This window comes from Peribacillus simplex, from assembly GCF_900156045.1.
Classification (GTDB): Bacteria; Bacillota; Bacilli; order Bacillales; family DSM-1321; genus Peribacillus; species Peribacillus simplex_D.
This window is the reverse complement of the sequence record NZ_FTMX01000001.1, coordinates 526186-545458: the sequence shown is the minus strand read 5'-3', so window position 1 is coordinate 545458 and position 19273 is coordinate 526186. Positions and strand designations below refer to the sequence as shown.

At 43.9% G+C, this 19273-nt stretch carries 17 protein-coding genes and 1 other annotated feature; of the genes, 2 read left to right on the top strand and 15 right to left on the bottom strand.

What is annotated here, in order from left to right; translation table 11 throughout:
• Positions 1 to 81: 81 nt before the first annotated feature.
• From BW986_RS02590 to zapA, 5 genes are all read right to left on the bottom strand, one after another.
• Positions 82 to 489, bottom strand: coding sequence for a DUF350 domain-containing protein (locus tag BW986_RS02590; RefSeq protein ID WP_076364844.1), 408 nt, complete (start codon positions 487 to 489; stop codon positions 82 to 84).
• 65 nt (positions 490 to 554) lie between these two features.
• Positions 555 to 2909 (bottom strand): endonuclease MutS2, encoded by a 2355-nt coding sequence (locus BW986_RS02585; protein WP_076364842.1) that lies wholly within the window; start codon positions 2907 to 2909, stop codon positions 555 to 557.
• A gap of 35 nt (positions 2910 to 2944) precedes the next feature.
• Positions 2945 to 4663, bottom strand: a complete 1719-nt coding sequence (gene polX, locus BW986_RS02580; protein ID WP_076364840.1) for a DNA polymerase/3'-5' exonuclease PolX — start codon at positions 4661 to 4663, stop codon at positions 2945 to 2947.
• 210 nt (positions 4664 to 4873) lie between these two features.
• Positions 4874 to 5419 carry a CvpA family protein gene (locus tag BW986_RS02575; RefSeq protein ID WP_076364838.1) on the bottom strand — a complete coding sequence of 182 codons (546 nt, stop codon included), beginning with the start codon at positions 5417 to 5419 and terminating at the stop codon, positions 4874 to 4876.
• 4 nt (positions 5420 to 5423) lie between these two features.
• Positions 5424 to 5684, bottom strand: a complete 261-nt coding sequence (zapA, locus tag BW986_RS02570; RefSeq protein WP_048678967.1) for a cell division protein ZapA — start codon at positions 5682 to 5684, stop codon at positions 5424 to 5426.
• Positions 5685 to 5854: 170 nt separating this feature from the next.
• Between zapA and rnhC the strand changes: the two genes are divergently transcribed.
• Positions 5855 to 6814, top strand: coding sequence for a ribonuclease HIII (rnhC, locus tag BW986_RS02565; RefSeq protein WP_076364836.1), 960 nt, complete (start codon positions 5855 to 5857; stop codon positions 6812 to 6814).
• Between the two features lie 441 nt (positions 6815 to 7255).
• Here rnhC and pheT read toward each other — a convergent pair whose 3' ends face one another.
• The 3 genes from pheT to BW986_RS02550 all read right to left on the bottom strand — a co-directional run bounded on the left by pheT (position 7256) and on the right by BW986_RS02550 (position 11840).
• The gene (pheT, locus tag BW986_RS02560; RefSeq protein WP_076364834.1) at positions 7256 to 9670 is read right to left on the bottom strand and encodes a phenylalanine--tRNA ligase subunit beta; all 2415 of its coding nucleotides are present in this window, start codon (positions 9668 to 9670) and stop codon (positions 7256 to 7258) included.
• A gap of 28 nt (positions 9671 to 9698) precedes the next feature.
• Positions 9699 to 10739, bottom strand: coding sequence for a phenylalanine--tRNA ligase subunit alpha (pheS, locus tag BW986_RS02555; RefSeq protein WP_076364832.1), 1041 nt, complete (start codon positions 10737 to 10739; stop codon positions 9699 to 9701).
• A 58-nt stretch (positions 10740 to 10797) separates the two neighbouring features.
• Positions 10798 to 11037: a binding site (T-box leader), on the bottom strand.
• A 44-nt stretch (positions 11038 to 11081) separates the two neighbouring features.
• Positions 11082 to 11840, bottom strand: coding sequence for a TrmH family RNA methyltransferase (locus tag BW986_RS02550; protein ID WP_076364830.1), 759 nt, complete (start codon positions 11838 to 11840; stop codon positions 11082 to 11084).
• Between the two features lie 122 nt (positions 11841 to 11962).
• On the opposite strand from BW986_RS02550, the gene sspI reads away from it, so the two are divergent.
• Positions 11963 to 12172 carry a small acid-soluble spore protein SspI gene (gene sspI, locus BW986_RS02545; protein WP_076364828.1) on the top strand — a complete coding sequence of 70 codons (210 nt, stop codon included), beginning with the start codon at positions 11963 to 11965 and terminating at the stop codon, positions 12170 to 12172.
• Positions 12173 to 12188: 16 nt separating this feature from the next.
• On the opposite strand, the gene BW986_RS02540 is transcribed toward sspI, so the two are convergent.
• The 7 genes from BW986_RS02540 to BW986_RS02510 form a co-directional block, all read right to left on the bottom strand.
• Positions 12189 to 12572, bottom strand: a complete 384-nt coding sequence (locus tag BW986_RS02540; RefSeq protein WP_076364826.1) for a general stress protein — start codon at positions 12570 to 12572, stop codon at positions 12189 to 12191.
• Positions 12573 to 12728: 156 nt separating this feature from the next.
• On the bottom strand, positions 12729 to 12998 hold the full coding sequence (locus BW986_RS02535) for a hypothetical protein (RefSeq protein WP_076364824.1): 270 nt from the start codon (positions 12996 to 12998) through the stop codon (positions 12729 to 12731).
• A 125-nt stretch (positions 12999 to 13123) separates the two neighbouring features.
• The gene (locus BW986_RS02530; RefSeq protein ID WP_076364822.1) at positions 13124 to 13936 is read right to left on the bottom strand and encodes a YflT domain-containing protein; all 813 of its coding nucleotides are present in this window, start codon (positions 13934 to 13936) and stop codon (positions 13124 to 13126) included.
• A gap of 153 nt (positions 13937 to 14089) precedes the next feature.
• Positions 14090 to 15019, bottom strand: a complete 930-nt coding sequence (locus BW986_RS02525) for a YsnF/AvaK domain-containing protein (protein WP_076364820.1) — start codon at positions 15017 to 15019, stop codon at positions 14090 to 14092.
• A gap of 235 nt (positions 15020 to 15254) precedes the next feature.
• Entirely contained in the window at positions 15255 to 16580 is a 1326-nt protein-coding gene (locus BW986_RS02520) for a (Fe-S)-binding protein (protein WP_076364818.1), read from the bottom strand.
• Complete coding sequence (gene glcD, locus BW986_RS02515; RefSeq protein ID WP_076364816.1) at positions 16577 to 17989, bottom strand: glycolate oxidase subunit GlcD; 1413 nt, start codon at positions 17987 to 17989, stop codon at positions 16577 to 16579. Before glcD ends, BW986_RS02520 begins: the two co-directional genes overlap by 4 nt.
• A 117-nt stretch (positions 17990 to 18106) precedes the next feature.
• Positions 18107 to 19219, bottom strand: a complete 1113-nt coding sequence (locus BW986_RS02510) for a PucR family transcriptional regulator (RefSeq protein ID WP_076364814.1) — start codon at positions 19217 to 19219, stop codon at positions 18107 to 18109.
• Between the last annotated feature and the right edge of the window lie 54 nt (positions 19220 to 19273).

The following is a 19273-nucleotide window of genomic DNA, read 5'->3' as shown; positions in this document are numbered from 1 at the left end:
CCAAACAGAAAAAAGATTCCGCAACAAACAATTAAGACTTTTGCAAGTTTCTCCACAGCTTACTCCCTCTCATGAAGGGCATTAGGAAATCCCTGCGCCGATGACAAAAGATAATGCGATTGATATGATCATCGATAGGAATCCAACTGCCCGATTATCGTTTTGTATCTCTTCATCTATTTTAAATCCAGGAGTCATAAATTCAAAAATGAAATAACCGATCAATAGCAGGACAAATCCGTATACGCCCCAGCCAATCATGGTAAGAAGCGAATTCTGATGGAGAATGGACTGTTGGAATACATAGGCGATCCCAAATATTTTACCACCTGTTGCCAACGCGACAGAAAGGTTTCCTTGTTTGATTTCCTCCCAGTTCTTGTACTTTGTGACAAGTTCAAAAATGGCTAAAAAAACAATCATGCACAGAATGACGACACTGTAACGAGCAGCTATATATACATATTCATTTTCCCACATGTTCACCATGGTCCAACTCCCGAATGGTAACTAGCCACCCGGCTTGGCTGAATGACCGGAGTGACCGCTTTCCTTTATTTAAATTCCACCACCGTAACACCTGTTCCGCCTTCACCGGCTTCGCCGAAGCGAATCCTTTTGACAGAGCGGTGATTTTTCAAGTATTCCTGGACCCCGGCCCGGAGAGCACCCGTTCCTTTACCATGAATGATGGAGACACTGGAATAACCGGCCAAAAGAGCATCATCAATGTACTTTTCAACTCTTGATATTGCATTTTCAAAGCGTTCCCCACGGAGGTCAAGTTCGACGCTAACGTGATAATCGCGGCCTTTGATCGTGGTGAGGGGCTTTGTTTCTTTTACTTTTGTGGCCTTGATGAATTCCAGGTCTGACTCCTTCACCTTCATTTTCATGATGCCGATCTGAACCTGCCATTCATTATTTGAGACCTTCTCGATCAAGTGACCTTTTTGACCGAAGCTTACGACCTTAACTTCATCTCCAGGTTTCAAGCTTTTATCCAGCGGCCTTGCAGCTTTATTTGAAGTTTTTTTCACTTTTGGCGCTGCTTCTTCAAGCCGCTTTTTGGCATCGATCAGCTCATGCTCTTTAACATCGGCATGCTTTTCAAGTCGCAGTTTACGTAAGTCGGCAATAATCGCTGCCGCTTCCTTTTGTGCATTTTCAACGATTGACGCTGCCTCTTTTGCTGCCTTTTCAACCATCGCATCCCGTTCTTCATGGTATTCATCAATTTGCCTTTGAAGGTCTTTATGAAGAATTTCCGCCTGTTCCAGGTGATTCTTGGCTTCCTGTTCTTCTTCTTCGGCCTTTTTGCGGCTGTCTTCAAGGGACGCTATCATATTCTCAACTTTGTTCGTATCCTCACCAATATGGCTGCGGGCGCTGCTTATCACGCTTTCTTCCAAACCAAGGCGTTTGGAAATTTCAAACGCATTACTCCTACCTGGTACACCGATCAAAAGTTTATAAGTGGGACTCAAGGTTTCCACATTAAATTCGACGCTTGCATTAATGACACCTTCCCGATCATATCCATACGCTTTTAATTCCGGATAATGTGTCGTTGCGATCACACGTGCTCCGCGCTTATATACTTCATCCAAAATGGAAATGGCCAAAGCAGCACCTTCCTGTGGGTCAGTTCCCGCTCCAAGCTCATCGAATAAAACAAGGCTGTCATAATCGACATGCTTAAGGATATCGACAATATTGACCATATGTGAAGAGAATGTACTTAAGCTTTGTTCAATCGACTGTTCATCGCCAATATCGGCATAAACGGAGGAAAACACAGCCGTTTCGGATCCATCCAGCGCAGGGATTTGCAGACCGGACTGGGCCATTAACGTACAGAGGCCGATCGTTTTCAGGGTAACCGTCTTACCACCTGTATTCGGACCGGTGATGACGATTGTAGTAAATTCATCACCAAGAAAAATATCATTGGCCACGACAACATCACTCGGAATGAGCGGGTGTTTCGCTTTGAATAATTTCACGCGTCCCTCATCATTCAGAATCGGCTTGGATCCTTTTATCGCTTTTGCATACTTTGCCTTGGCGACAAGGAAATCGATTTGTGCAAGCACTTTGACATTATGAAGCAATTCAGGAGTGTACGCACCGACTTTTTCCGATAGTTCGACCAATATTCGTTCTATTTCCTGCGTTTCCTTCACTCGGGTTTCCTGCAGGACATTATTCAGCTGAACGATTGCTTGCGGTTCAATGAACAACGTCTGCCCTGATGAGGATTGATCATGGATGATCCCGCCATACACACTCCGGTATTCCTGTTTTACCGGGATGACGAATCGGTCATTCCGGATGGTGATGATGGCATCGGATAACATTGTTGATGCATTGGAAGAACGGATCATGCTTTCTAGTTTTTCCCTGACACGGCTTTCGTTCGTCCGAATTTGGTTTCTTAGGGCACGAAGCTTGTCGCTGGCAGAATCCATCACTTCGCCATGTTCGCTTATAGAAAAAGTAATTTCCTGCTGCAAATCTATCAATGGATGCAGGGAATCGATATATTCGGCCAAAAGCGGAACATCAATCTCCTGCTCTGCAAGTTCTTCAAAGAAACGGCTGAGGATCCTGCCGGCACGAATCGTACTCGCAAGTTCCATCAATTCCATCGGTGAGAGCATTCCGCCAATCTGTGCCCTTTTTGCATGCGGACGGATATCAAAAATCCCGCCCAATGGCAAGTTACCTTTCAACCGGACGATTTTGGCTGACTCATCCGTTTCTTCCTGCCATCTCGACACCTCTTCAAAATCCGTGGAAGGCATCAATTGCTCTGCCTTCTCTTTTCCTATGGATGAGGATGCGTGTGAAATTAATTGTTCTTTTATTTTATGAAATTCCAATGTCTTTAAAGCTTTATTATGCATGGAGTTAAAGCTCCTCCTTATTTATGGGCAAATAGTTAATCATTTCTCTTTAAAAACGCCAATAATCCATCCGTATCCCTTGCATTAAGAACCGTTGATTCCTTGATCCAGCCTTTTTTGGCTGATGAGACCCCAACAGGCATATGTTCAAGCATGTCGATGCTGTGGGCATCCGTATTGATTACGATCGGAACGCCTGCTTCCTGTGCCTTGCGCAGATGGGGAGGTGCCAAATCCAATCGGTTCGGGTTCGCATTCAATTCCAAGACAGTATTCGTTTCACGGGCCAGTTCAATCAGCATTTCTATATCAACATCATATCCGTCCCGTCTGCCGATGATCCTTCCCGTTGGATGGGCAATGATATCGACATGCGGATTATTCAGGGCCGTTTTTAAGCGCTCCATTATCGTTTCCCTAGGCTGTGAAAAGCTTGAGTGAATCGATGCGATCACCAAATCCATCTCTGCAAGCAGCTCATCTTCATAATCAAGGGTCCCATCAGGAAGTATATCCATTTCAATCCCTGAAAGAACGGTAAAGTCAGCGTATTTTTCATTTAGTTCATGGATGATACGTTTTTGTTCACGTAAACGTTCCACGGTCAAGCCGTTCGCCACTTTCAGGTATTGCGAATGATCGGTGATGGCCATATACCGATACCCTTTTGCACGGCATGCTTCAATCATTTCTTCAATCGTATGGGCCCCATCACTCCATGTGGTATGCATATGCAGGTCACCTTTGATGGCCTCTAAAGATATGAGAGGTTCATTAGCATCATAATGCTCCACTTCCGTTCCGTCTTCACGCAGTTCTGGCGGAATGAAAGGAAGACCAAAATGATTATAAAATTGTTCTTCCGTTTCGAACGTCAATACCTCACCGGTTTCAGCCACTTCCACCCCATATTCGCTGATTTTCTCGCCGCGGTCTTTAGCAAGCTGGCGCATCCGCACATTGTGATCCTTCGAACCTGTAAAATGATGGAGTGTCGTGATGAATTCCTGATCCTTCACGATCCGGAAATCGACAGAAATATCATATTCGTAATCAAGCACGACCGATACTTTAGTATCACCGGCCGCAATAACCTGCTTAATCCCCGCTAATGCAAGCAGTTGATCCTTAACTTCTTCGGGATGATCTGTCGAGATGATGAAGTCGAGGTCCTTGATGGTTTCCCTCATACGCCGGATGCTGCCTGCCCTGGAAGAACGGATGATGTTTTCCATGTTAGCAAGGGCCGTTTCTATATCAGCCGCAATCGGCCTCATGAAGGCAAGGGGCAGCCGATCGGGCCTTGAACCCGCCTCGGCAATTGCAGACAGGATCTTCTCTTCCGTCTTTTTGCCGAAACCGGCAAGCGCCGCGACCCTGCCTTCTTCACAGGCGATTTTAAGATCATTCACATCATTGACATGCAGCTCTTTATGAAGCTTGGCAATTTTCTTCCCGCCCAGGCCTTGAAGCTGCAGAAGCGGAATCAATCCTTTTGGCACCTGCTCCTGCAGCTCTTCAAGTACGGTCGATTTCCCCTCATTTATATACTCTTTGATGACGGATGCCGTTCCTTTCCCAATTCCATTTAAAGCGGTAAAGTCCTCGATGGCCGAAAGGCTCCGTTCATCCGTTTCTAAGGCACCCGCTGCCTTTCGGAAAGCTGAAACCTTGAACGGGTTCTCTCCTTTTAGTTCCATATATATTGCAATCTTTTCTAATAGTTTAATGATATCTTTTTTATTAATTGTCATTTAATTCACCGCCGAAAAAATTAGTAGGGTGTCCATTGTTCACTTTCTTAAAGATACCTTTCTTGGAGGTAAAGTACAAGCAGTCAGGTTCTTAACTTTCGAATCAAATAGGGGGAAGTTACATCCTGCCACATAAAAAGGGGCCTCCCCCGTTCAAAGTATAGGAATCCAGGACTTTGAGAAAGGGAGGCAGGCCCTCTTATACTGACATTAAGATTGTTTTACACCATTAAACCAAAGTTCCTTCACTTGCTCGGAAAGGAACGGCGTATGTTTCACGATCGATTCTGCCATAAATGAGCCAGTTAATGGTTTCTGGATGGAATCCATTGGCAGCATGGCAGCTATATATAATATAATAAACATGATAAGATAGACTTCTAGAAAACCCAATATCCCTCCACCCCAGCGATTCAGCTGCTTTAATATCGGTAGATGGGTAATGAAATTGAGCATGGATCCTATCATTTGCCAAAGGATCTTGGCAGCAAAGAAAATGATTGCAAAGGCAATTGCATTGTAATACGCGGTATCAAGCCCGACTGTATCGAAAAACATATTAAGGGTCGAGGAATCACCCATCGTTGGGAACGGAATCCACAATTTCAAATTGGGAGCAAGATCTCCGTAAAATACATAAGCGACGATGAAGGCTACAATGAACCCTGTCATATGAACCGCTTGTAAAATGAAGCCACGCTTTAAACCGATTAATAAACCGATTAAAAGAATGGCCAGAATTGCTAAATCAAGCATGTACTCAGTCCTTCTCTCTCTTTAATTCCAGTTGAAGCTGGTCTAGTTCATCTTTTAATTTAATATATTCGTGGATGGTATTCACGGCCGTTAACACCGCTAGCTTGCTTGTATCCAAGTATGGATTTTTCATCCTGATCTCTCTCATTTTTTCGTCAACCATCGAAGCGACCAGGCGCATATGACTAGCGCTTTCTGTGCCGACGATTGTATATGGTTGTCCGTATATATCAACTGTTGTTTTATTTCGTTTATCGTCTGACAAAATGATGCCCCCAATCTAACAATCCTAATTCTATCATATCATGAAGTTTTTCGTCACGAAAGAGAGTACATCGTCATTTCTCGCATAAAAATTTCAATAATTTGTCAAACGAAAGCGGATTTAGGAAGATGATCACCTTTAAACAAAATGAAGTTAGGAGCTAACCCATTATGTCCCATGTTGTTTTACTTATCAGTCCTGAACAAATAAAGGAGATGAAGTCCCATTACTCTTCATCCTTGGCTTCCAAGCTGCCGCCGGGGAGCATCTTTTCCGCAAAACCGCCGCTATGTACGGTGACGGCCTATAAATCCGGGAAGGTCCTTTTTCAAGGTAAGAATGCCGAACTAGAAGCGGTAAAATGGCAAAAAGGATCCACTGCTGCCGCTCCAAAGAAAAAAACGGCATCCTCTGCATCAGTCAAGGCCCATCGATATTCGCCGCCTGCAAATATCGGAACGATGTCAGTGATCGGCTCCGATGAGGTCGGAACAGGAGACTATTTCGGCCCGATCACCGTCGTAGCCGTATATGCAAAAAAGGAGCAACTTACACTATTGAAGGAGCTTGGTGTCCAAGATTCCAAAAATCTGAAAGATCCACAGATCATCGAAATTGCCAAACAGATTAAGGATGTCGTGCCATTCAGCCTCCTTACATGCGACAACCCGAAATATAATGCGCTGCAGGCAAAGGGAATGTCACAAGGAAAAATGAAGGCACTCCTCCATAACCAAGCAATCAAGCATCTGATGCAAAAAATCCAGCCGGAGCAAGCGGAAGCGGTTCTTATTGATCAATTCGCTCAACCAGAGGTATTTTTCAATTACCTCAAAGGCCAAGAACTATTCCAGGCTAATGCCACCTATCTATGCACAAAAGCGGAAGGCGTTCATCTTGGCGTTGCAGCCGCATCCATCCTGGCCCGATATGCATTCGTCAAACGCTTTGACTTGCTGAGTGAAAAAGCCGGATTCAAAATCCCTAAAGGTGCCGGATTTGCAGTCGATGAAGCAGCCGCAAGATTGATTCATGAAAAAGGAATCGATTCATTACACGAATTCACGAAAACCCACTTCGCCAACACAGAAAAAGCGAAGCGACTATATCAACAGAAATATCATAAATAGAAGAAAGCGGCTGACCTTCCGGAACAGCCGCCTTTTTCTCGTGAGTTTACGTTTTACTCGTGAGTTTACACCGTTTACTCGTGAGTTTACGCCTTTTACTCGTGAGTTTGTGCCATTTACTCGTGAGTTTACGTTTTACTTGTGAATTTACGCTGTTTACTCGTGAGTTCACGCCTTTTACTCGTGAGTTCACACCATTTACTCGTGAGTTTACGCCTTTTACTCGTAAATTTACGTTTTATTCATGAGTTTCACCGTTTACTCGTGAGTTTACGCCTTTTACTCGTGAGTTTGTGCCATTTACTCGTGAGTTTACACCTTTTTCTCGTAAGTTCACGTCATTTACTCGTAAATTTACGTTTTACTCGTGAGTTTACGCCTTTTACTCGTAAAATCCAAAAAAGACAGCTCCTCATGATTCAGGGAGCTATCTTTTTGGTTTTATCCTCTTAGTTCTGCGCCAGCTTTTTCTTTAACGGCTTCAAGAACTTTATCATGTGCTTTTGTAATGTCCTCGTCCGTTAGAGTTCGTTCCGGGTCGAAGTATTTCAGTGAGTAGGCGATGGATTTCTTGCCTTCCTCCATTCTTTCACCTTCGTATAAGTCGAAGATGCTTACTTCTTTCAGCAGTTTGCCACCGGCTTCTTCAATAATATCCTGAATGTCCCCGGCTTTCGTAGCTTGATCCACAACTAGCGCGATATCGCGTGTGGTTGATGGATAGCGCGGAATTGTTTGGTAAGCAATCGGCGCGACTTCGGCTTCGGCCAATGCTTTTAAGGAAAGTTCGAAAATGTATGTTTCTTTAATATCCAAGTCTTTTTGGACAGTTGGGTGCACTTGGCCGATAAAGCCGATCACATTACCATTCAATAGTACTTCCGCTGTCCGTCCTGGATGCATGTCGTTAATTTCCGCTTGGCGATAACTGATTTGATCAGCTAATCCAAGTGTGTCGAACAATGCTTCGATCACGCCTTTGGCTACAAAGAAATCGACTGGTTTCTTTTCACCTTGCCATAGATGTGACTCCCATAGACCGGTGATTGCTCCAGCAATATGTTCTTTTTCTTCAGGCAGTTCTTGTTCGTCACGCTTAAAGAATACCGAACCGATTTCATACAGTGCCAGTGAATCAATTTGGCGGGCGTTGTTATATTTCACGACTTCCAGCAATTGAGGCACGATGCTTAAACGCAGCTGGCTTCTTTCTTCACTCATTGGCATAGCTAATCGAATGGATTCTCTTGCTTCCAATGCGAATTGGGACGCTTTTTCCTGGCTTGTCAGTGAATAGGTCACCGCTTGATAAAGGCCTGCGCCTTCAAATGTACGGCGTGCTTTCCGCCGTTTAATTTGATAGTCAGTCAATTGGCCTGGGGTAGCAGAACCAATTGGCAGTGTAGCGGGAATGTTATCGTATCCATATAAACGTGCAGCCTCTTCGACTAAATCAGCTTCAATCGTAATATCACCACGGCGTGTCGGGACTGTGATCGTGAATGTTTCATTGTCAAGTTCAACGCCAAATTGCAGACGTTTGAAGATCGATTCCACAACCGATACAGTCATGCTTGTTCCAAGAAGTGTGTTGATTTTTTCAAGAGTGATGCTAATGACCGCAGGTTCCATTGTCAATTCGTCAACTTCTGCTGCTCCTTGTAGGACTGTTCCGCCTGCATATTGTGCAATCAATTGTGCAGCACGTTCTCCAGCTTCACGTACACGGGCCGGGTCAACACCTTTTTCAAAGCGGGCACTAGCTTCACTGCGTAATCCATGGTCCTTTGAAGCTTTACGAACTACTGTACCTGCAAAATATGCACTTTCAATAATGATGTTCGTCGTATCATTTTTCACTTCGGAATCCGCTCCGCCCATCACACCAGCTATCGCTACAGGCTCGCTGCCATTTGTGATCACTAAATGGTCAGGTGTCAAAGTGCGTTCCGCTTCATCCAATGTTACGATTTTTTCAGCATCCTTCGCTCTGCGGATGACGATTTCCTTTGAACCAAAGCGGTCATAATCAAAGGCATGGAGCGGTTGGCCGTATTCAAGTAAAATGTAGTTCGTGATATCCACCACATTATTATGAGGTCGGATACCTGCAGACATCAACCTAGTCTGCATCCAAAGCGGTGAGGGTCCGATCTTAACATCCTTGATGATTTTAGCAATGTATATCGGGTTATCTTCTTTCGCTTCAACTTTGACACTGATATAATCAGTTGCTTTTTCAGCTGCCTCTTCTTTCTCGACAACCGGCCATTTCACTTCCCGGCCTAGAATGGCTCCCACTTCGTATGCAACACCAAGCATGCTCAATGCGTCGGAACGGTTTGGGGTCAGCCCAAGTTCAAGCACTTCATCACTTAAACCAAGTTCCTCCAATGCATCTTTCCCTACTTCCACATCATTAGGGAAGACGAAGATACCTGTAGCATAATCCTTTGAAACGAGCTTGGATTCGAAGCCCAATTCCTGAAGCGAGCAAATCATTCCGTGCGATTCCTCTCCACGAAGTTTTGCTTTCTTGATTTTGAAATTACCTGGAAGGACTGCGCCAACAGTAGCGACTGCGACTTTTTGGCCTTTATCGACATTCGGTGCTCCACAGATGATCTGAACGGGATTTTCGGCCCCGATATCAACTTGGCATTTATTCAATTTATCCGCATTTGGATGCTGTTCACGTTCAATGACATGCCCGATGACGACCCCTTTTAGCCCTTCACTTTTCTTTTCCACCCCTTCAACCTCAATGCCGCTTTTCGTGATTTTGTCAGCTAGCTCCGTCGCATTGATGCCTGAAAGGTCAACATAATCTTGTAACCATTTATATGACACAAACATGGTAGGTCCTCCTTTTTAAAATAAAAATTTATGCTTCGTGATGGTTGAATTGTTTTAAGAATCGAACATCATTCGTATAGAAATGACGGATATCATCCACACCGTACTTCAACATGGCAATCCGTTCCACGCCGATTCCAAATGCGAATCCAGAGTATTTCTTGGAATCGAAGCCAGCCATTTCAAGGACGTTCGGATGAACGATCCCGCCGCCAAGCACTTCGATCCAGCCTGTTTGTTTACATACGCTGCAGCCATTACCACCACAGATTTTACAAGAAATGTCCACTTCGACGGAAGGCTCCGTAAATGGGAAGAAACTTGGACGAAGACGGATTTCACGGTCTTGCCCGAATACTTTTTTCGCAAATACGTCCAGCGTTCCTTTCAGGTCGCTCATGCTGATGTTCTCATCGATGACCAAGCCCTCAATTTGCTGGAATTGATGGGAGTGTGTCGCATCATCGTTATCACGGCGATATACTTTTCCTGGGCAAATGATTTTAACAGGACCTTGACCTTTATGTTTTTCCATCGTTCTGGCTTGAACAGGTGAAGTGTGCGTACGCATCAGGATTTCATCCGTTATATAAAAGGAATCCTGCATATCACGTGCCGGATGGCTTTTTGGCAAGTTAAGTGCCTCGAAGTTGTAGTAGTCGCTTTCAACTTCAGGACCTTCCGCAACGGTATAACCCATACCGATGAATAAGTCTTCGATTTCTTCCACGACACGTGTTAATGGGTGTAGATTCCCCTTGTTAACCGGACGTCCAGGAAGTGTGACGTCAATCGTTTCAGTTGCTAGCTTTGCATTGACTGCCGCAGTTTCAAGTGCTTTTTGTTTTTCCTCGATCTTTGTTGCTATCGCTTCCCGTACATCATTGGCAAGTGCCCCGATTTTCGGGCGTTCTTCGGCAGATAATTTACCCATGCCGCGCAATACCTCAGTGATTGGCCCTTTTTTCCCTAAATAAGCAACTCGGACTTCATTCAGTTCTTTTAATTCGGAAGCGGCGGCAACTTTTTGCAACGCTTCTTCCTGCAGTTCTAGTAAACGTTCCTGCATCATGTCTTCCTCCTTTATTTTCCTTTTGTAAAAATGAACACAAAAAAACCCCAATCCCTAAAGGGACGAGGTTTATGTATCGCGGTACCACCCTTATTAGTGCACGAAAAAAAACTTCAGCACTCACTTCATTAAAAATAACGGCTCTTCACCGGAACATTTTTCGGACATCATGTCTTCCCAATGCCAACTCGAAAGGTGAATTCCCTTAAGCAGTGCCATAAAAATGCTTTCAGTCAAGGCATCTTTTCCCTGGATATGGTTAACTTAAGCTACTACTCTTTGTCATCGTTGTTTTCATTATAAAATTCTGTTTTATTATATTATAATTCTTCCGCCGTTTCAAATCGATTTTCGTAAATAGTACATTAATATCCCGGCAGCGATCCCCACATTCAATGATTCGCTTTTTCCGTAGATGGGAATATAAAGGTTTTTAGTCGTTTTATCCAGTAATTCCTTCGATACTCCTTGGCCTTCATTACCGACCAGCAGGGCAAACCGGGAAGACTTTTCCACTTCTTCAAATGGCGATGCGCCTTCTAATGCCGTGCCATATACCGGTGTGCCGCTTTCCTTCAGTTCATCGATGATTTCGAAAAGGTTCCCTTTGATGACAGGCATATGAAAGAGGCTCCCTTGCGTCGAACGGACCACTTTGGGATTATACAAGTCAGCACACCCTTCACCAAGTATGACCGCATCGATTCCAGCTGCATCCGCTGTCCTGATCATCGTTCCAATATTCCCCGGATCTTGTACGGCATCGATCAACAATAGTTTATCCGGATTGATGGACGCCATGCTCGTTGATTTCTGTTCACAAACCGCAGCAATTCCCTGCGGGGCTTCGGTATCACAAATCGCCTTCATAATATCATTTTTCACATAAATGAGCTCTGTGCCTTCCACTTTAAAATGGGCAGGCATTTCAGTTTCTTCATTGATGATCACTTCCAAGACGATTTCTTCTTTTAAAGCTTCTTCAACTAGGTGAAAACCCTCGACTAAATATTTACCGGTTTTATCTCGTTCTTTTTTCGTCAAAAGTTTTTTCCATTGCTTAACTTGCGGGTTTTTTACGGATTCGATATATTTCAAGGGTAAACGCTCCTTTAACTTCACACTGATTTTCCTATTATAACGCAATTCACATACATATTGCATGCGAGTTTGTGAAATGCTATTAATGTCAGTCATTATGTGTTAGAGGAGGAATAATTATGAATTTAAACTTACGTAATGCGATCATCCAAAATGTATCTGGAAATTCGCAAGAGCAGCTGGAAGACACGATTGTCGATGCCATACAAAATGGCGAGGAAAAAATGCTTCCTGGATTGGGAGTATTATTCGAGGTCATCTGGCAAAATTCATCTGAGCAGGAAAAACAGGAAATGATCACTGCCCTCGAATCAGGATTAAAAAAATAACAGCCTTCAGAGGCTGTTATTTTTTTGATTTCGCTTCGCAAGCCTTCAGTTCTTCGATGGAGACTTCTTCCTCAAGCAGCAAGATGAATTTTTTTGCGCTCACTTCTTCAAGCATCGCTTTTGTCTCATCATAAGAGTAGCCGTATTTCGTGAAAAAGCTGCGTAAATCTCCAGATCCTTCATCTGTGAAGTAGTGGAAGATTCTTAGAAAAAGAGTGTCCTCCTTATCCTGATTGGCGATGATCAGGATATCCGTATGTTCATTTCCAAGCTGCACATCATTTTTTATATTAGCTGCTACTGTCATTTGGGTGCCAGATACGCCTTTAGCTTTTAAGTCTTGAATTGCAGCAAGTAGTTCTGGAATAGAGTCAAAAACACCATATACGTTTTTTTCCATGTTTCTCCCCCTCCTTGTTACTCTACTTAAAATAAAATACCTTTGTCATTATACCTTGCAGCTTTAACAATAAACAAGCAAATAGTCCATTGAGAATTCCTGACTAACCCTTTGCCTAAAGGTTTTTTTAATAGGCTGTTTACGCATACTTTGTTGTTATTTACCAAGTAAATCGGTGTGGTTGATTTCCCCTCCAGATGCTCGCTTTCCGCGGGGCGGGCGGTGAGCCTCCTCGGCGTAAACGCCTGTGGGGTCTTCACCTGTCCCGCTGCTCCCGCAGGAGTCTCGCACTTCCACTCCAATCAATCTTAAATAGTCTCGTTTAAAAACAACAATCTTAACGAAAAGAGCCTTTAAATAAAAACAACATGGTTCAGTTTGCAGATAAAAAGGGTTGGGAAAATATATCCTTCTTATGATTTCCATCAAAGGGAGACCCCGCGGAAAGCAACGTCCAAATTTCACAAGCATAAAGAAACTGCAGACAAACTCGATTTTCATCTAGTTTGTCCGCAGTCTGAACAGCCTTGTGCAGGCTATGATTTTGCGTATTACAGATTGTCGGTATTTATTCGATTTTTGATGTATTCATCCTGCAAGCCTTCCTCTTGCTGTCCGCTGGCATTCGGGCTCACACTCCGATCCAGTGAGCCTTGAGAATCCAGGGCTTTGTCAGTATCGGCAGAAAACGGGTCTTCATGAGGGTCGCTTGCTAGTGTTCCTTCATGGTCCCCTGGTTTTTTCTTCTTGAATTTTTCTGTGGAGTTCCCCCAGATTTCCTTTTCTTGAGCTCGCTTTGTATCCAGCTCTTCATTTTCAAAGATGTTCGCAGAATTCCCATGAAGTTCTTCGCTTCTTCCTGGCTGTGCTTCCACTTCCCCTGTTTGATAGGCATTTGCTGTTGTTTCAGGAAAAAGGTTCGGATCCGGATTGTTCACCACCCCAGTTTTAAGCGGATTCTCTACAGGATCGTCCGTATCCTCGCTGCGATTGGCAGTTAAGCTCTCCCGTGTTGATACGGTTTCAGATTCATCTAAAAGAATCAGGAATTTTCCAGCCTCCACTTCATTTATATAAGCGGTGGCTTCACTATCGGCAAGCCCTAACTCACCTAGTTGGTTCCTTATATCTTCAGAACCCTCATTCAGGAAGAAGTGTTTCATCTTATCAATGAAGGAATCCTCGCTAGAGTTAGTAACGACGTCGACATCCGGATCACGCTTTTGATTGACGAAATCCAAATCTTCTTTCTTATCAGCCATTACCGTTATTTCCCCTTCATGGACCCCCTTTTCTTTGAGGGATTGAATAGCCTGGATTATTTCTCTTTCCGTATTAAAAACACCATATAATGTTTTGCCCATCCATCTTCCTCCTCCTATTATTCCGATATTTCTTCTTATGTGTATTTATACCCTGATGGGTGCCAATTAAACAAAAAGGTTTGTCTTTCCTAGAGTCTTTAAAACCCAAAAGAAGCCTGCAGTTTTAATAACTGCAGGCTATTTCCTTCACCCTTAGAAGCGGTCAGTTCTACGTTCAGCTGCCTTTTTCTCATTTACGATCGATTCATCTGTACTATCAAGGTGGATATCTTCCTTTTTAAGAGTATCCTGAACTTGTTCCGTTTCTTGTACAGCATGCTTCTTGATGACAATTTCATCTGTGACGACCGGTTTTTTCGAAACTTCCAATTTTTCTTCAACTACGGGGATCCGTAATGTTTCCCCATCTTCAATGCTTCCAGCTTCCAGATCCGATTCACGTCCGGAAACTGATCTATGCTCGACTGTCACTTCTTCGTGTTCAACAGGGACATTAATCGTTTTATGCTGTTCATTGACTTCTTTGTTAATGACGACTTCTCCTGTCTGAACTCTTTCTTTGTCAATGTTCAACTGTTCTTCACGAAGTTTAAGCGTCCTTTCATCTTCTGTCAATTCACGGCCTTGTCCGTTGACTCCATAAACATCTTCCTTATTTAATGCATCGGTTTTTTCAGTGCCATTGTATAGTTGGTTAGTGGAATTTGTATCAAGCCGTGTAGCGGCAGCATCCATATTCCCGGTCGTGAATTTATCTCTTGCCGTACCAAGATGGCCTTCACCTTCTTCTACCAGAACCAGGACTTTTCCATTTTCTACATCAAAGACATGTTCAGCCGCTTCACTATTCGAAAGGCCTGCATTCGCCAATCTTGTTGAAAGGTCTGCCGTATCATCCGGCATGAAGAAACGTGCCACCTTGTCCATAAATGATTCGTCATTAGGAACATTCGTCATGGTATGAACATCCGTTTCACGTTGGGTATTCGTGAAATCCAATGTTTCTTCCTTGTCTGCGACGACCGTGATATCGTCCCCTTCAAAGCCCTTTGCCTTAAGTGCATTGATTGCCTGGATCACTTCTGCATTTGATTCATATACTCCATATACTGTTTTATTCATTTTACATTCCTCCTTAGGTTTTGTTGTTTCGTTTAGTGGGTGCTATGTATAAACTCTACCCGCTATGAGCCTAATTAAACGAGGAATCAATATTTCATTTTTGTTATATCATTTACAAATTGTTCTCAGCACAGAACGCTTTTTCAATTCAAATCCAGACTTTTCAAGGGTTTCCCCATTTATAAAAATGTAATGTTTAACCAAATAATGCTATTTCATTTTTTCTTTTCTTCTATTATAATGCCACAGCCTTTATTAGCAGGTCCGCTATATGCACCGCCTTCGTACATTCCCCCAAGTTTTCCCTCTCGATCCCCAATTGCATTTGCAACAGACAGCCAGGGTTTGCCGTGACAACAATATCGGCCTGTGTCGATTTCGTGTGTTCCATTTTGGAGTCGAGAATATTCATGGACATCTCTGATTCAACAATATTATAAATCCCAGCAGAGCCGCAGCATCGATCGGCATCTTTCATTTCCCTGAAATCGATCCCTTCTATCGATTGAAGGAGAATTCGCGGAGCAAAGGATGTGTTCATCACATTCCGTAAGTGACAGGAATCCTGAAAAGTTACGGATTGAGCCGGCAGTTTCAAACGAACTTTTTCCTGAAAACGCAAATCAACAAGAATCTGACTTATATCTTTCAACTTATTTTTAAATGCGATTGCACGGTCATGCCATTCCGGTTCGCCTTGGAGCAAATGGTCGTAATCTATGAGAAAAGCTCCACAACCGCCGGCATTCGTAATGATATAATCAACTTCCTCCGCTTCAAAAGCTTCTATATTACGCTTGGCCAGTTGCTTTGCACCTGCTTTTTCGCCACTGTGCCCATGAAGCGCCCCGCAACATGCCTGGGATTTCGGAATCACGATTTCACATCCTGCCAGTTGAAGAAGCTTTAGTGTGGCCTTGTTCGTTTCCAAAAACATCGTATCCATCAAGCAGCCGGAAAAGAAAGCCACCTTTTTGAGCGGCGTTCCGATTGCAGGCAGCCCGGTTGGCCTATTTTTCATTTCCGATTTTTTCGGGACTTTCGGCAGTACCTTTTCCATGGTTGCCAAATTATTGGGAAGCATATTGAGGACTCCCGTTTTTCGGGCCATGTATTGCAGACCTGATCTCTGATAGAAGCCAAGTAAACTCGTCATGGCCTGCATTCGCTCCTGGTGCGGGAATAATCCACTAAAAACGGCTTTGCGGATCGTTTTTACAGGGTAACTGTGGTTTTTATTCTGATGGATGATATCTCTTGCTTCTTCAAGAAGATGTCCATATTTCACACCTGAAGGACACACGGGTTCACATGCCCTGCAGCCGAGGCAAAGACTCAATGAACGTTCTACATCCTCATCGGGCTCAATCACACCATCCGCCACCGCTTTCATAAGTGCAATCCGGCCCCTTGGTGAATGGGATTCCTTCAGCCCCGATTCCATGTATGTCGGGCAGTGGGGTAAGCAAAAGCCGCAGCGCATACAATTCAACAATTCATCTTCATTCATCCTGTCAGCGAATTGCTTGGCAATGGTTTCCCTTTCCTGAACTGTCGTCATGATGAAACCACCACCCTTTTCCTGGTTTCCTTGGCAAATACCTTGCCGGGATTCATGATGTTATTGGGATCGAAAGCTTGTTTAATCGCTCTCATGGCATCAATCCCTTCTTTCTTCAGCTTCCATTCAAGATAAGGGGCCTTCATCGCCCCTACACCATGTTCACCGGTAATCGTCCCGCCAAGGTCGATAGCCGCGGCAAAAATGTCGGCAAAAGCGAGCTCCACTCTCTCCATTTCCTCATGATCACGAGCGTCGGTAATGCACGTTGGATGCAGGTTCCCATCCCCAGCATGGCCGAAAGTGCAAATGTCCACGTTATGCTTGACAGCGATCTCATTAATCGCTTTAACCATTTTGGCAATTTCCGAGCGTGGAACGGTGGCATCTTCCAAAATGGTCGTCGGCTTAAGGCGTGCCAGTGCAGAGAGGGCTGTCCGTCTTGCGGTTTTCAAGGCAACAGCGTCAGATTCCGTTTCGGCAATTTCCACGGAAACCGCCTTTTCCTCTAGACAGATATCGGCCATCCTTTTCATATCACGTTCCACCACTTCAGGCGGACCATCCTGTTCAATCAGCAGGACGGCTTCCACATTGGTGGGCAAACCGATTTTCGCGAAGTCCTCAACCACGATCAACGTCGGCCGATCCAGAAATTCCAATGTAACTGGAATGATTTTATTAGAAATGATCTTAGCCACTGACTGGGCTGCAGCATCCAGATCTTGATATAAGGCAAGCATCGTCTTTGTCGTTTCCGGCATTGGGATCAACTTTAAGATCGCTTCGGTAACAATGCCCAAGGTCCCTTCTGAGCCGACAAAAAGTTTTGTTAAATCATATCCGGCTACATCTTTGGCAAGCTTGCCCCCTGTTCTAATGATGTCCCCATTCGGAAGGACCACCTCAAGGCCAATGACATAATCACGGGTTACTCCATACTTTAAACCTCGTAGTCCACCAGAGTTCTCATTAATGTTTCCGCCAATAGTGGAGATTTTCATCGAACTGGGATCCGGCGGATAAAACAATCCCTTTTCTTCTACTGCTGAAATCAAGTCCAATGTGATAAGCCCAGGCTGTACGGTCGCCGTTAAGTTCTCCTCATCTATTTCAAGTAATGAATTCATTCGATTGAATAAAAGGACAATCCCCCCCTCAGTCGGGCAAGTGCCTCCGCTTAAATTCGTCCCAGACCCGCGTGGAACGATCGGAACATTGTATTCGTTGCATACTTTGACGATGGCTGCGACTTCAGCTGAGCAGCCCGGTTTAATGACAGCATCCGGCATCGCTTGAAACCCTGGCGTTGCATCATATGAGTAGACTAGACATTCCACTTTCGAGTCATCGTAATTCTCCTGACCGACGATGGTAAGAAGTAGCTGCTTAACCTGCTTTGTTAACATGTACATCCTCCTCATATAAACATAGGAAATTCGAGATTTTTTATATGATGTAAGTATAAGAAAAAAACACTCAACCATCTATGTATGAACATACAGAATTTAGAGCTTTCCACAGAATTAATTTGTATGTTTACCCAATACATTTAATGCTAGATACATAGTGACTAAATCGGCTAGCTTCCTAGGATTCAGCCGGGTCAAATCTTCTATCCGCTTGAGCCTGTAATGGAGGGTATTGATATGGATATGCAGGGCTCTAGCGGTCTCCTTTAAAGATAGATCACATGCAAAATACATGGAAAGGGTTTTAAGCAGCTCCTCATTAGGAAGCAACTCCTGAATCGTCCGGGATAAATATTCCTGTCTTGTTTCAGCGGTAACTTCATCAAGCAGGACCTCAAGCTTCAAGTCCTCGTCAAATATGATCCCCGATGAAGGAAACGCGATTTTCAAAGAACGTTCCGCTTTAAAAAACGCTGACCTGAACGCAGATCCCGATGCACGCGAACTAACTCCTGCACACACTTTATAACCTGAACTCTCTTCCAGCTTTTTTTGCAGATTACTTAATTTCTTTAATTGCTGGATTTTTGACCCGATGAAATCGGCTATAGAAAGAATGACGAATTGGTTCCTCCCCCATCGGACTGCGATGTCATCGGGATGCTGCTGTCTTATGTATATCTGAAGCGTTCTCCACACATGAGGTTCAATGATTTCCTCAGTCTTAAATTCACCAAGGGTGATGATCCGGTCTGCATGAACATCGACCCCAAGCAACTTGGCCTTCTGAAGGAAAAGCTCATTGAACGTCTGCAGCTGGTGCCATTCAAATACAAAGAATTCCATCAGACGTGATTGGGATTCTGCTTGTTCGATATGATAGCTTTCCTGAATGAACATCTCCGTCATCTTTTTTAAAAGTTCCGCATAGGGCGAAACATGTTTAGGGTCGCCCGTAATTCCAATGACACAAACTGCTTCCTGGTTGAAGAAGATAGGTAGATTTATACCTGCCTTCACTCCTTTCCAACTTCGTTCATCCTGTTTATTGATGATCAATTTCTCACGATTATTGAAAGCGTGGATAGCTCCTTCATGATAAGATCCAATACGGCTGTTATCGGTACTGGCGATAATCGTGCCAGCATGATCAATAATGATGATTTCCTCATCAATCAGTTTACGAACCTCATGAACCAATTTTCCTGCAACAGCTGTCAATTGCATGATATGTCCTCCTTTTTTGAATGGACTTGAAAATATTTCGAGGCTCCCCTATGA

What these genes read in the sequence shown, in the direction of transcription:
- BW986_RS02590 (WP_076364844.1), bottom strand. Translation starts at nt 489, where the DNA reads ATGGTGAACATGTGGGAAAATGAATATGTATATATAGCTGCTCGTTAC.
- BW986_RS02585 (WP_076364842.1), bottom strand. Translation starts at nt 2,909, where the DNA reads ATGCATAATAAAGCTTTAAAGACATTGGAATTTCATAAAATAAAAGAA.
- polX (WP_076364840.1), bottom strand. Translation starts at nt 4,663, where the DNA reads ATGACAATTAATAAAAAAGATATCATTAAACTATTAGAAAAGATTGCA.
- BW986_RS02575 (WP_076364838.1), bottom strand. Translation starts at nt 5,419, where the DNA reads ATGCTTGATTTAGCAATTCTGGCCATTCTTTTAATCGGTTTATTAATC.
- rnhC (WP_076364836.1), top strand. Translation starts at nt 5,855, where the DNA reads ATGTCCCATGTTGTTTTACTTATCAGTCCTGAACAAATAAAGGAGATG.
- pheT (WP_076364834.1), bottom strand. Translation starts at nt 9,670, where the DNA reads ATGTTTGTGTCATATAAATGGTTACAAGATTATGTTGACCTTTCAGGC.
- pheS (WP_076364832.1), bottom strand. Translation starts at nt 10,739, where the DNA reads ATGCAGGAACGTTTACTAGAACTGCAGGAAGAAGCGTTGCAAAAAGTT.
- sspI (WP_076364828.1), top strand. Translation starts at nt 11,963, where the DNA reads ATGAATTTAAACTTACGTAATGCGATCATCCAAAATGTATCTGGAAAT.
- BW986_RS02540 (WP_076364826.1), bottom strand. Translation starts at nt 12,572, where the DNA reads ATGGAAAAAAACGTATATGGTGTTTTTGACTCTATTCCAGAACTACTT.
- BW986_RS02535 (WP_076364824.1), bottom strand. Translation starts at nt 12,998, where the DNA reads ATGGAAATCATAAGAAGGATATATTTTCCCAACCCTTTTTATCTGCAA.
- BW986_RS02530 (WP_076364822.1), bottom strand. Translation starts at nt 13,936, where the DNA reads ATGGGCAAAACATTATATGGTGTTTTTAATACGGAAAGAGAAATAATC.
- BW986_RS02525 (WP_076364820.1), bottom strand. Translation starts at nt 15,019, where the DNA reads ATGAATAAAACAGTATATGGAGTATATGAATCAAATGCAGAAGTGATC.
- BW986_RS02520 (WP_076364818.1), bottom strand. Translation starts at nt 16,580, where the DNA reads ATGACGACAGTTCAGGAAAGGGAAACCATTGCCAAGCAATTCGCTGAC.
- glcD (WP_076364816.1), bottom strand. Translation starts at nt 17,989, where the DNA reads ATGTTAACAAAGCAGGTTAAGCAGCTACTTCTTACCATCGTCGGTCAG.
- BW986_RS02510 (WP_076364814.1), bottom strand. Translation starts at nt 19,219, where the DNA reads ATGCAATTGACAGCTGTTGCAGGAAAATTGGTTCATGAGGTTCGTAAA.